This is a genomic window from Bryocella sp. (genome assembly GCF_058498515.1).
On the sequence record NZ_JBMHYI010000070.1, the window covers coordinates 278715 to 292006 of the forward strand.

6 protein-coding genes are annotated in these 13292 nt (G+C 58.3%); all 6 read left to right on the plus strand.

Annotated elements, in window-relative coordinates:
• The first annotated feature begins 93 nt into the window (after positions 1–93).
• The 6 genes from AC5E6W_RS21395 to AC5E6W_RS21420 all read left to right on the plus strand — a co-directional run bounded on the left by AC5E6W_RS21395 (position 94) and on the right by AC5E6W_RS21420 (position 13208).
• Positions 94–1929 carry a hypothetical protein gene (locus AC5E6W_RS21395; RefSeq protein WP_491754374.1) on the plus strand — a complete coding sequence of 612 codons (1836 nt, stop codon included), beginning with the start codon at positions 94–96 and terminating at the stop codon, positions 1927–1929.
• 75 nt (positions 1930–2004) lie between these two features.
• On the plus strand, positions 2005–6072 hold the full coding sequence (locus tag AC5E6W_RS21400; RefSeq protein WP_491754375.1) for a carboxypeptidase-like regulatory domain-containing protein: 4068 nt from the start codon (positions 2005–2007) through the stop codon (positions 6070–6072).
• A gap of 498 nt (positions 6073–6570) precedes the next feature.
• Complete coding sequence (locus AC5E6W_RS21405; RefSeq protein ID WP_491754376.1) at positions 6571–7557, plus strand: hypothetical protein; 987 nt, start codon at positions 6571–6573, stop codon at positions 7555–7557.
• Positions 7558–7973: 416 nt separating this feature from the next.
• Entirely contained in the window at positions 7974–10391 is a 2418-nt protein-coding gene (locus tag AC5E6W_RS21410; RefSeq protein ID WP_491754377.1) for a hypothetical protein, read from the plus strand.
• A gap of 52 nt (positions 10392–10443) precedes the next feature.
• Entirely contained in the window at positions 10444–10614 is a 171-nt protein-coding gene (locus tag AC5E6W_RS21415) for a PExPT-CTERM protein (protein ID WP_491754378.1), read from the plus strand.
• Positions 10615–11360: 746 nt separating this feature from the next.
• Positions 11361–13208, plus strand: a complete 1848-nt coding sequence (locus AC5E6W_RS21420; protein WP_491754379.1) for a hypothetical protein — start codon at positions 11361–11363, stop codon at positions 13206–13208.
• Positions 13209–13292: the final 84 nt, after the last annotated feature.

The window sequence follows — 13292 nt, forward strand, 5'->3', positions numbered from 1 at the left end:
ATGAAGCGGAACAGAAGCCGCGAACGGCGTAAGCCGACGTCGGAACCAAAGTTACCCGACCGAGAGACGAAATTGAAGGGAGATCAGGCAATCATGGGCAAGAAGATGTGTGTTGTTTCGTTGATGGCTCTTAGTTTGTTAGGGGCGCAGGCGCAGAATCCCTCCAATCAGACAGAGTCGAAGCGGACCGAAGCCAAGTCGAAGACGCAAGAAGAGATCCTGCTGGAACAGCTGAACGAAAAGTTCCAGATGCTGGATCAGATCAATGAGAAGTTCGATGCTCTCCAGCATCAGGTACAGGATCTGAAGGATCAATTGCAAGAGGCCAACAAGGTTGCGTCCGCTGCGAAGGCCGAGGCTGCCGAGGCCAAGCAGCAATTGGAGAACGCGCGCCAGGCTGCGGGAGCGAATCAGGAACAGGTGACGAGTCTGCAGACTACAGTGGCAGACCTCAAGACGACCTCGGCATCGATCGTGGAAAAGGTTCAGGCGGAGCAAAAGGCGATCGAACATCCCGATGTGCTTCACTTCAAGGGGGTCGACCTGACGCCCGGCGGATTCCTTGCTGCGGAGACGGTCGATCGCCAGCGGGGCGTCGGTGGAGATGTCAACACTCCGTTCTCCAGCATTCCATTTGCAGGCCAGACCGCAGGCGTGCTCTCCGAGTTCAATGCCAGCGGGCGCCAGTCGCGAATTTCTCTGCTTGCGGAAGGGAAGTTATCGAAGTCAACGTTGCGCGGCTATTACGAAGCGGATTTTCTTTCTGCTGGTACGACCTCGAATGACAATCAGAGCAACAGCTATAGCCTTCGGCAACGCCAAGTGTGGGCACAGGCTGCATTGAATAGCGGATGGACACTTACTGGTGGGCAGATGTGGTCTCTTGCCACGGAGTACCGGCATGGGCTCGCCAATAACTCAGAGGCTATTCCTCTTACAATTGATGCCCAATACAACGTTGGGTTTACGTGGGAGCGGCAGTATGGCTTCCGTGTAGCCAAGAGCATTGGATCGAAACTTTGGATAGGAGCTGCTCTCGAAGAGCCACAGACGCTGAATATCGGCGGCCATAACCTGCCGACGATTGTGTACCAACAAGCCGGCGCCGGCGGTGGGCTCTATAATTCGGCGGCAAATTACAGCTTCAACTATGCACCGGATCTGATTGCCAAGATCGCAATCGAACCGGGCTTTGGACACTACGAAGTGTTTGGCGTAGGACGGTTCTTCCGCGATCGTGTTTTTCCGAACGCGCAGTTGCTCAGCGGCGCGTCCGCCCTAGGTGCGTTTACTTCGAAGACGGCTGGCGGAGGCATCGGCGCGAACGCCCGCCTCCCGCTATTCGCGAAGAAGTTTGATGTGGGAGCACACGTTCTCGTGGGTGATGGGATCGGTCGATACAGCACTACAACACTGCCGGATGCAACGGCTCGTCCCGATGGGTCGCTCGAACTTCTTGCCGGGGGCTCGGCCATGGGGAGCCTCGAGTGGCATGCCACGCCGCGCCTCGATCTCTACGGCTATTACGGTGGCGAATATGTCAAGCGTGCGTTCTATCCCAATGGTCTTTACGTGACGACTCAGGGCCCAACCTTTGGGCAGCCGGTTCTGGTTGGTTATGGAGCACCGAACAATGTTGTAAGCGGTTGCTACACGGAGGTTCTCCCTGTCAGCTCGCCAAATGGAGGAGGAAACGTTCCAGGCACTGCGACGAACTGCTCCGCTGACAATCGCAACATCCAGGAGGGGACATTAGGCTATTGGTTCCGTTTCTACAGGGGACCTCATGGAACCCTGCAGCAGGGCATTCAATATTCCTACGGTGAGCGGCACACCTGGCAAGGTATCGGCCTGAATGGTCTCGGATTTTCTCCAAAGGCCATCGACAATATGTGGTTTACGTCGTTCCGGTATTACCTTCCTCAATAACGTGAGAGCCGTTGCCAAGTCGACAGTGTTTCCAGTTCAAGAGCGAATTTACGCGACACCGATGGGAGTAAGTTGATGCTTCGGTCAATCACGCGATTGCTGATGATAATGGTGGGTCTAGCTGCGTTCGGAGGTACACCAAGCCTTGCGCAGAGCGGTCAGATTTCCGGAAGGGTCACGGATCCGCAGCAGGCAGCGATACCGAATGCGGCCGTCCAGATCGTTAACCAGGACAGAAATTTTGAACGAGAGACCAAAACCGACAGTCAGGGATCGTATTCGGCGCCTTATCTTCCGCCTGGAAGATATGAGATAAGCGTATCCAAAGAGGGTTTCAGCAGCGGGAGCAAGGTCATTCAGCTCGCGGTGGGGCAGGCATTCGTTCTCGATATTCAGATGACGATTGCGTCAGCCAGTAGCAACGTGACCGTTGAAGCGGAGACACCAAACCAAATCGATCTGGATACCGCATCCCTGGCCACCACACTATCGAATGAAGAGGTGGCCGGCTACGGGCTCAACGGCCGTAATTTCTCACAGCTGATCACGATGGCGCCGGGAGTCAGTAACCAGTCCGGGCAGGATGAAGCGAAAGTTGGCGTTGCAGGTAGCGCAAAGTTCAGCGTCAACGGTGGACGCGTGGAATATAACACCTTCGAGATCGATGGCAGTGATGTCCTGAACACCAGCATCAACACCAGCCGAGGCCAAGGCCAGCCGTTGATGGTGTATCCGAGCATCGACGCGATCCAGGAGATCAAGGTCATCACGGGAGACTACAGCGCGCTGTACGGCAAGAGCGCCTCAGGAAGCGTCCTGGTGACGACTAAGTCCGGCGGGCCGCAGTTTCACGGCAATCTGTATGGATTCATCCGCAATGAAATGTTCAATGCCAGAAATTACTTCGACGCGCCGGGCCGCCAGCCACTCTATCGCAGGCAGGACTACGGCGGAACAATCGGTGGGCCTCTTTACATTCCCGGTGTCTACAACACAAAGAAGAACAAGACATTCTTCTTCTTTTCTGAAGAGATAAGGTTGGAAAAGACGCCGGTGGACTACAACCAGGCGGTGCCAACGTCGGCTGAACGTGGTGAAGATATTCAAAACACCGGCTTTGGAAACTTTACGGGTATGGGAGACTTTTCTGATGTCTGTCCCACCGTAGAGCCCGGTAGCCATCCTACCAGCTTCACCCCCAGTGCTTACCCGGATTGCCCTCGTTCCCGGCTACCAGGGAGTTCAGTTTACACCGCTGGCAACGAAGTCTCTATTGGCTATGTGAGCAAGGCGCTGCTCAATACCAACATCATTCCCGAACCTAACTCAACGGTTGGCTGCGACTCCACCAATCCAACGGCTCTGCCGAAGTGCTATATCGCTGCCGTGTCGCCACCTACTTATTGGCGGGAAGAGCTGTTTCGGATCGACCAGGTTCTCACTCCCGACGAACAACTGGCCTTCCGTTACATCCACGATGCCTGGGACACTACGACGCTTACACCCCAGTGGGGCATTGTTCAAAATAGTTTCCCTACCGTGGAAAATCGTTTTGTAGGTCCAGGGCTCGACTTGGTTGCAAGCCTTGCTCAGACGCTCCCACATGCATTTCTGAATCGTATCGCGGTCAGCTATGCGGTGCAGCACATTACGCTTGCGCCGCAGCCTGGTCCCGGAGTGAGCTCGCTGAATCGCCCCTCGATCCTCGATAGCGCCTGCAGTTCGGTGACAGGATTCGGTCAACAAGTAGAGCAGTGCCCGATCGGTTACATATTCAACAATGGCTACAATGGCAACCGGATGCCGGGCTTGGTCTTCCAGGGGACGAATGGAGCCTATGGAGGTCATGGATTTTCGGTCGATACGGGCTATGCGCCGTGGAGCCAGGATAATCCAACATATTCCGTCAGGGACGACCTGGCCAAGACGTGGGGAAAGCACACGATTCAGGCCGGGTTTGAAGCGACCTATGCTCAACAGAACGAATTGAGTGCAGTGACAGGCGCCAACTCCGGCGACCTCCAGGGGCTCTTGACCTTCAGCAACCAGCAGTCACGGTATTCCTCAGGAAATGCGTTCGCGGATTTCCTTGCAGGACCGAATATCCCACCTTCGTCGGTGGCCTTGTCGTCGGTCGGCTCTGGATTCGCACAGACAGCAATCAAGAGTTATACGCAGGACAGTGGACAGAAGAAGTACTACAACCGTTTCAAGGCGGCGGATATTTATCTTCAGGATGACTTCCGCATCAGCAAACGCTTGACGCTGAACGTCGGATTGCGGGCCAGTCTGTTCGGCACTTGGTACAACGCAGAGGGAAGTGCGTGGAACTGGAGACCTGAAGCTTACGACAAGTCTCTCGGCGGTTCCGTGTACGTGGATGGGAACACGGGGTATCTTGTCCGCAAGACGACGGGTGGGCCGGTCTACCTGAATCCGGCGAATTTGGATCCGGTCATCACGAATGGTCTGGTGCAGTGTGGCGTAAATCCTGTGCCCAAGAGCTGCATGTCGAGCAGTGTCTTTCATCCTGGTCCGCGCTTCGGTCTTTCGTGGGACCCGTTTGGAGATGGAAAGACCGCAATTCACGGAGGCTATGGACTGTTCTGGGAGCATGGGACAGGTTACGAGGCGAACGTCGGTTCGCTCATTGGAAGCGCTCCTTCGGTTCTGAGCGAAACACAGTCCAATATCAATAGCTACAACACCATTGGATACTCTTGCCAGGGCGGGGCGCTACAGTGTCCCAACAGTAGTTTGACTGGCGTCCCAACGTTTCCACTGAATGTTACCTCCATCCCTACGAAGGCGACCTACTCCTATACGCAGCAGTGGAGCTTGAGCCTGCAACGTCAGATTGCCGAAAGACTGATCGCGCAGTTGGCCTATGTCGGAACCAAGGGGACACACCTGACCGCGGTGCGCGACCTGAATCAGCTTCAACCGCTTGCTTCCGGGTTGAATCCATTTACCGCGGGTCAACCGATTACCTATGACGTGTGTAACAGTGGGGCGAGCAATAACACCTTCTTCCCATCTGCGGGGACAAACGCTCCAGGGACTAAGATATCCGGTCCTGGGATTGGTCCCACCTCTCCGGGATGGGAGAATCTGGTCGTGGCATGCACGGGCAATGCAGGCTTTAGCGTGGCTGGAGTGGGCCTGGGTGTGAGCGCCGATGCTCTCAGGCCGTATCCTGGGTTCAGCAATATTATCTCTGTGGAGAACATTGCGAACTCCAGCTATCAGTCGTTACAAGGTACGCTGCGTGAGACGACTGGGCCGCTGACGGTAGGCCTGGCTTATACGTACAGCCATTCCATCGATGATTCTTCCGACCGCTCCAGCGCCAACTTCACGAACTCCCTCGATATAAGGTCAAACCACGGGAGCTCCGATTTCGATCAGCGGCACCTTCTTAATATCAACTACATCTATTCTCTTCCGTTGATCCGCTGGCTAGACGGTTTTTCCAATCTGTTTGGCGGCGATGAAGCGGGTGCGAGTTCGTCCTCGGGAAGGAGAACGGCTCCCGGGAATGGAACGCGTCACATCTGGTTGGATGATTGGCAGCTTTCCGGAATTACCACCTTCCAGACTGGATCGCCATTTAGCGTGATCAACGGCGGCTCTGGAGCTGGAACGGGCGCCGCGGATAACGCGGGGGTTGGGGACGGGCTTGGTGTGGGGTCCTATCCGGATGTGATATCGAGTCCCCGCGGCATCAGGCCTTCGGTTTCCTCGTCGGCAAGTGGCACCACCATTGGTCCTCTGCTTGGCAATCCCGGCGCCTTCGTCGCACCGCGCGGACTTACTTTCGGCAACGCAGGCCGCAACCTAATGAGCAATCCTTCGCGCATCAACTTCAACCTCGCGTTGCTCAAGAACTGGAAGCTGTTTCATGAGAGGGGCGATATTGAGTTTCGAACCGAAGCGTTCAACGTCTTCAATCACACTCAGTTTCGCATCTATGACCCGAGTCATCCAGGGAACACGGGCAATAACGTCATCAACTGCTACGGGGATATCACGACGGCCTACTCGGCTGGCGCCTCAAGTTGCCTGGCGGGCAACTCCTTCCTTCATCCGGTGGATGCGCACGATCCCCGCATTGTGCAGTTTGCCTTGAAGTTGAGCTATTAGGAGATGGTGATGAATTCCAGGAAGGTATCCTTGTTTGGAAAGCGAGACGGGCAGCGGTTGGTTGGGGGCAAATGCGGGCGATACGCGTGGGCGGCCTTCGCTGCCGTGTCGTCTATGGCTTTGCTAGGGGGCTGCAGCAGTTCAATCACAACCCCGGCCCAGGCCACATCACCTGCCGGACCGCAGATGTACATGGCGCCCAGCGTCTTCAGCGGGTCTGTGGGTTTACCTTCGACCTACTCGATCGACGATGCGGCGCATACCTTTGCGCAGCAGACATATTCCGTCTCAACTGGGCAGTCGGGATCAAAGGTCTTGTACGCGGGAAAACTCTTATCCCCTGGGTTGGCCCGAGGGCTGGAGGAGTTGGACCTTACCTATGCCTGCGGTGGGATCATCGTCTGCATGCCTCCTACATCCTATAAGACCCCTAGTGGCTGGGCGGTGGAGTTGCCTGATCAGGCGGGGGGATTATTGCAGCTACAGGGGGAGGCGTTCGTGCCGCTCGTTCCCGCGGTCACGTGCCCCTCGATGAGCACCGCGGAGACCTTTCTCTTTGTCACGCTGCCAACGCCTCTGATAACTACTGGGACCGCACCCGCCCTAAACACATGGAACCCGAAGCTGGAGACTGCCTATGGGAGCGTGGACGTGAGCGGCGGCGGAAGTACCGTAACACTTGCGAATATCAAGCAGTTTCTCCTGCCCTCCGTGGGCGGCGGCATACCGGCGACAGCTCCGACGAGCCAGACGGGAGCATGCTCGCAGACGCCTTATGGCAACACCATCGCAATTCCTGCTTTCCCCACCGTCACTGATCTGGGCAACGGAGCTCCTAGTACGAGCAGTCCTCAAGCTATGGCGGGCATTGGGCCTTCGGGGCTGCTGGTGGAGGACAATGGGAGTTCCGCGGGCGGGGGGTATCAGAACACACTCGGCGCCGGGACCGGCGCCATTGGGTTACAGAAGCCGTCGGGCGCGGTCGACCCTCACGCTCTGGCGTGCGCCGCATCTGGACCGGTTACGTCAGTCTGCGCCACGTCCACCAGGTACCTGGGCTTCATTTACGGCAGCGGCTCTTCAGGTTCCACCACGAATTGGTCTTCTTTGCCGGCGTCGTTCGGATTCTCCAGCCAGCCATCGGCGTGTGCGTCCGTTGCCGCCAGCACGTCCACCATGCTCTATGGCGGCGACTATCCGGGGAATAATCCGTCCGCAGCCTCTGTGCAGTCGAACGGAGGGTTTGGAAATTGCGACTTCGCCATCGATCTTGGAGCGCAGGACGCTTCGACCAACGGTCTCTTTCCCAATGTGATCGTCTATGTCGGGTCTGGCTTCGGAGGCAAGACCTTTACTCCGTATCACTTTTCGGCGGTCGCCATTGCTGGCCCGTTGGGCGGCAAGAATGCCATCTTTGTCATCGGGGAAGACCTCACTGGCTCTCCCAACCAGGCTTGGGGGATCTATTTGTTGCAATCCAACTAAGTTCGTCTCGTACCGGCGTGTTTGCTGCAAATAATTCATGGAGCATTAATTGACCCGAGGGGCGATTCGAGGGATTCGTAGTTATTCTTCGAGGAGATTCCTACCACTCCGGTCCGTTCGCCGCCAACTGCGCCAAAATATTTCGTGAGACCGGTTGGGAAATGACTGTCTCGCGCGTTATCTATTGGGCGTTTGCGTTTTATCCGCAATGCCTCATATCTCGCATGCGCAAATCCTACTCAAGATCAATCGAGTAAGTACTTACCGCGGCGCAGTTCCATCGACGGGAGTGACATCCCGCTAGCGAACACGACGCAAAAACACGGTAGTTGGAGGCAAAACCAGTGAGTCATATTCTTTTACTTCCAGTGACAGGCCTGAGGAGAGGGCTGCGCACCGGCAGACTGCTTCCCGGGATGCTATTGTTCGCAAGCGCCGGGGCGTTGCTGTTGTCTGGCTGCGGAGTCAACCCAGCGCAACTTACCTCGACGGGGACCACGATCGGTTCTTCGTCCGGCTCTCCTGGCGGCACCAAGGAGATGATCACGGGCCGCGTGAAGGGTGGCAACCCTCCGGTGACCGGCGCAACCATCACGATGTATGCCGCCTCGACGAGCGGCTACGGTGCAGCGAGCACTGTGGTGGGGAGCACGACCACCGATAGTTCGGGCAACTTTACCCTTTCGACTGACACCTGTTCCGCGGGTCAGCAACTGTACATCGTGGGGTCGGGTGGAAATCCGGGCCTCGGCGGCAACCCGACGAGCAATCTCAACAGCAACCTCGTCCTGATGGCTGCGCTGGGAGAGTGCAATGCGGTGAAGGCGGGCACGCCGGCCTTCGTCGACATCAATGAGGTCACGACGGTCGCCTCGGCGTTTGCCCTGGCTCAGTTCATGACGGATGCGACCCACGTTGGAGGCAACGATCCGACCAGCCTGGCCCACGCGTTCGCCACGGTGTCCAATCTTGTCGACATCCCGAGTGGGCAGGCACTTGCGGTCACTCCGGCGTATTGCACCAGTGCTCCCTGCGTCACCGCAACGGGGACCAACACCACTCCTTATTACAAGACCAGCATTGTGCCGCAGGGCCGCATCAACGCGATGGCGAATGCTCTGGCCGCCTGCGTGAATACGCAGAGCTCGATCAGCAGCCTCAGCACGCAGTGCAACCAGCTCTTTACCGCTACGACGATTACGACCGTGTCTCCGGTGGTGAGCCTTGCCAGCGGGACGACGGTGACCCCACAGAACACCCTGCAGGCGGTGCTGAACATCGCGCATTGTCCCGGAGACAAGACGGTGACTCCTTGCGGCGTGGACGTACAGAGCGGCTCGGGAATCTATAGCCTGGTCACGGCGAATAACTTCTTCCAGCCCACGCTGACCGCCTCCACTGCGGGTACGACCACCGATCTTTCGCTCGCGCTGATCTTCCAGGGTGGAGGCCTCGGCGGCGGGCAGGGTACGAAGCAGCCGGAGGCCACCGGCTTGGCCATCGATCAGAATGGGAACGTGTGGGTGCCCACGATGAGCACGACGGGCGGATCACTGGCTGTGTTCAACTCGCTGGGCGCGCCTCTCACGCCCTCCGGCACCTCGAACACGGCCCTCGGCGGATATAGGACGGGTGTCTTCAATCCTCAGAGCATCGCCATCGACCTGGATGGCAACGCCTGGATTGGTAACTCGCCGGAGGACGGCAATCACGGTGTCGGAGACCACGGCAGCCTGTCGCAGGTCCAGCTGAGTGGGTCCTCCACCTTCTCGACCCTTCTGAGCGGCCTTTCGGACGGTAATCTGCTGACTCCGGCACCCTGGGGTCTGGCGGTCGATGGGGGAGGCAACGTTTGGCTCTCGTCCAATCCCGGCGGAGCCAGTAACGTAGGTTGTTCTGGGAATACGTTTGGCGGCAGCATCCTGGAGTTCGACAGCGGCACCGGTAGCGTGCTGAACACGGGCTCGCCGGACGGGTATCTCACCTATTCGGACAACAGCACCTGCCCTGGCCCGATTGCCTTTGACCAGAACGGGCGTCTCTGGACCTCCACGAGCACCACGTATACCGGCACCAGCCAATCCGTGGGGCTGCTGCAACTTGACCCTGCTTCCGGCAACATCGTGGGACCCACGTCCACCGACTACGGCACCTATGGCTACATCTCGTCCATGCAGTATCTCGCCTCCTCCACTTATTGCGCCAACAACAACGAGCCCTTCCCGGTCGGTTGGGGGATGGCTATCGACGGCCAAAACAACGCCTGGTTTCCGAGCGATGGCAGCCCCAGTTGCATGGCGATGGTTCCGGATCTGACGCAAGCCGGCGCGGATGACATTACGAATGGTACCTGGGGGGCCGTGCTTGAATCGGCGTCCGCGCCGTTCACTGTGCCAAACAGCGCGGTTATCGTCGACGGGCAAGGGAATGCATGGGGTACATACGAGAATTCTCTCCTGGCGTTCAACCGCACCAACGCCACCGGTTATGCCACCGCGAGCAGCACAGCGATGTTGTCCCCAGCGAGCGGATACCAGGCCTCTGACCCTTCCGTCAACTCGGGCGGCCGCACCGGCAGTGTAAAGGCTCTGGGTGGCGGCTATAACTTGGACGGCTCGGACCTGACCAGCACATTTAATGCCGGCGACGGTTTTATGAGCCTGGGCGTGGATGGCGCCGGGAACCTCTGGGTCGCGGGCGCGGCTGTCAAAACTGTCGCCGGAACCGGAGCTGATCAGGGCAGCGAGTTGACGGAGTTTATCGGCATCGCCGCTCCGCTGCAGACGCCTCTGTCTCTTTCCCTCGCGAACGGCAAACTGGGCGCAAGACCGTAGAGCAGCGTTCTCCAGTCCTCTAAACCGAACCTTCAAACAAGGAGAAGCGAACATGAAGAAATATGCACTTGTCCTGGCTCTTTTGGCCCTTGCCTCTGCCGCGCCCCTGCATGCGCTTACCGTCGGCTGCGAAAACTCTCCGGAAGATCCTACGGTCTTCCTGGGGCTCATCGGCATCGCAGGCGTCGCTGCAGCTCACTTCAGGAACCGGTTCAAGTCGTAAGGCAACTACGAACCATTGGTATGCGGGCGGCGCTCCTCCAAAGGAGCGCCGCGCGTGTGTCACGATTGCATTTGTTGTCGCTCTCTCCATATTTCCCAGCTCTCCGAAGGTCCTCAATCTCGAAGAACATCTCTCGCGATTGGTTCGGGCGAACGAGCCGGAGACGTTGCTTCAAGAACGACCTGCCGAGGAAGGCAATGGACGACGGGTCAGGAACGAGCTGAGGAAAATGTGTGGATTGCTAAAGAATGAGTTATGGGTTTGTAACGATCCAATGATGACGAGTTACAGAGCCCCGGAAATTTTCCCCGGCAGTGTCACACGATCGTGAATATACGGCATCACTATGCCTTGCCGGCCCCCCGGACGCGACCGCGCTCGAGCTCTGCGGTAGCTATCGTGAAGTCAATCACTTGCGGTCAGTGCGTGTGTCGAAATGTTTCCTCGTAAGTTACTCCGAATCAGTAATGTGAGAGTCACCAATGAGAACGAATTGCAATTTTCGCTCTGCGGGCAGCGGTCTGTGACGAGACGGTGATTCCTTGATGAATCGCGCTTCCGGGTGGTTGGGACTTACACCCCCTGGATCGTTTTATACGCACAAGGGCCAGTAGAGCAGCGCTGCAGAGCGCAACAGGTATCGGATCTATTCGTCCCACGGGGCATACACCCTTCTTCTAAGGGCCCTTCCTCACCTGTCCTGTATGCCACGCGGTCAACTCGAGCAGATGGAGCACTCAATGCGAATGACGAGCAAGTTCTTCGGAATCGCCGTAGGCCTGGTTGGCTTTACGGTCGGCCTTCACGCACAAGTCCTCGAAGTGGTTGTGGCTGGATCTTCCGCGCAGTTCCTTCAGCTCGGCCTGGCGGCCGGCTCAGGTATCTCGGCCACACCTGCTGGTCTCGGCGCCACGTGCGTCTGGACCCAGGGCACCGGCACGGGAACGACCCCGCTGAATGTGACCGACACCTTCACCCCCACGGGCGGAAGCCCGATCACCCGTTCCGAGAGCGGCAACGCCTGGGTCGCGTGGACTCCTGCGGGCACAAGCTGCACGACCGTCAACGGTAACACGAAGATCTATGCCATGGTGCAGACGGATTCGGTGATCGGAAACCGTCTCTACTTCAACGGCGGTAAGCTGGGCTCAGTGAGCGGCGCCACGCCGACGGGCACCACCAGCGGCCTGCTCTTCCCGGGCAGCGAGCAGTCGACGCTGCCTTCGGGAGTCTGGAACAAACTGAATGGTGTGGCGTTGACGGCTGCGGCGACGGATATCCGTCCCGAGGACGCCAAGTTCACCATGGAGCGCGGCCTGACCTCCTGCGGTTCCTCGGTGAGCGGATCGCAGTATCTGGGTCTTGGCTATAGCAACGGGGACGCGATCTTCAGCGCGTTCGGCACGAGCCCCAGCTCCTTCCACGTGCTGGACTTCAACCTTCCCACCGACGGTTCCTACACGGTGATCCCGCTTGGCGCTGTCCCCGTGGTCGTGGCGGTGAACACCACCAACACGACGAACGGCTTCGGATCGCTGGCGTTCGGTGGAAGCACTCCGGCGAACATCACCCGTCAGACTCTGGCGAAGTTCCTCGACGGAAGCTACGGCTATACCGGCGATATCTCCGCTGCGACTGCCGGCACGGGTGCGAATGCAACCCCCCTCATCCGCGAGCCGCTCTCCGGGACGTATAACACCATGGAGTACTCGGTTCCAGACACCACCAACCTGGGTGGAGCGGGCAACCTCAACACCTCGCAGGATGTCGGCACCAACCAGCCCACCGGCCAGCAGAACTGCAGCACCACGACTCCCGGTGCTCCTGCAGGCTTCAACGCCACGCTTGGTGGCTACCAGATGATCATCGCCACCAATGACAACGCTTCGGCCAACCGCAAGCGTGTCATCGGCACCGGCCAGTCGATCACGGAGCTGAACTCGGTACAAGACGCTATCCAATACGCCTTCTGGAGCACGGCGAACTACGCGCCTGCCGCTGCGAACGCCAAGTACCTGACGGTGGATGGATTCGATCCGCTGTATAACCGTCCGGCGGGATCGTCGGCCTGCACGGTGGGCTCGACCACGGTGCCGTACTCGACCATTTCGAACACCCTTCCGACGGCGGGTAACACCTACCTGGCCTGCGTGCAGTTCACCGACCTGCAGAACGGCAACTACCCGATCTGGTCGCTGCTGCGACTGGTGACTACCTCCACCACCACCTCGAACAACTACATTGCTGCGAACAAGCTCGCCTTCACGGCGCAGAACTTCATCTCCACCACCAACCACCCGGACTTCGTTCCCTTCAGCAACAACGGCACGACAGGCATTCCCCTGCTGCAGGTGTTGCACTCGCACTTCGCGCCTCCGGGTGTGACGTTCCGCAGCTGGGACCCGACGGTGAACCCGACCGGTGATCCTTCCAACGGAGCGAATGCCTTCGGTGGGACCACCGGCGGCGCGGCCCCTAACTGCACCATGGTTGAGGCCGGCGGCGATGTAGGCGGAGCGATCCTCACGGTCAGCTCCGACAACACCTACTGCGGAACGCATACCCAGGCTGGCCAGATCAACCAGCGTCAGTAAGCGCATACGCCAGAACCAGGGCCTGAGTAGGGGCCCCGCTGAGGAAGCGGGGTCCCCTCATTAGACATTCAACAGAGCCACTTC

Excerpts from the sequence above, each read along its gene's own strand:
- AC5E6W_RS21395 (WP_491754374.1), top strand. The coding sequence starts at position 94 with ATGGGCAAGAAGATGTGTGTTGTTTCGTTGATGGCTCTTAGTTTGTTA.
- AC5E6W_RS21400 (WP_491754375.1), top strand. The coding sequence starts at position 2,005 with ATGCTTCGGTCAATCACGCGATTGCTGATGATAATGGTGGGTCTAGCT.
- AC5E6W_RS21410 (WP_491754377.1), top strand. The coding sequence starts at position 7,974 with ATGCTATTGTTCGCAAGCGCCGGGGCGTTGCTGTTGTCTGGCTGCGGA.
- AC5E6W_RS21415 (WP_491754378.1), top strand. The coding sequence starts at position 10,444 with ATGAAGAAATATGCACTTGTCCTGGCTCTTTTGGCCCTTGCCTCTGCC.
- AC5E6W_RS21420 (WP_491754379.1), top strand. The coding sequence starts at position 11,361 with ATGACGAGCAAGTTCTTCGGAATCGCCGTAGGCCTGGTTGGCTTTACG.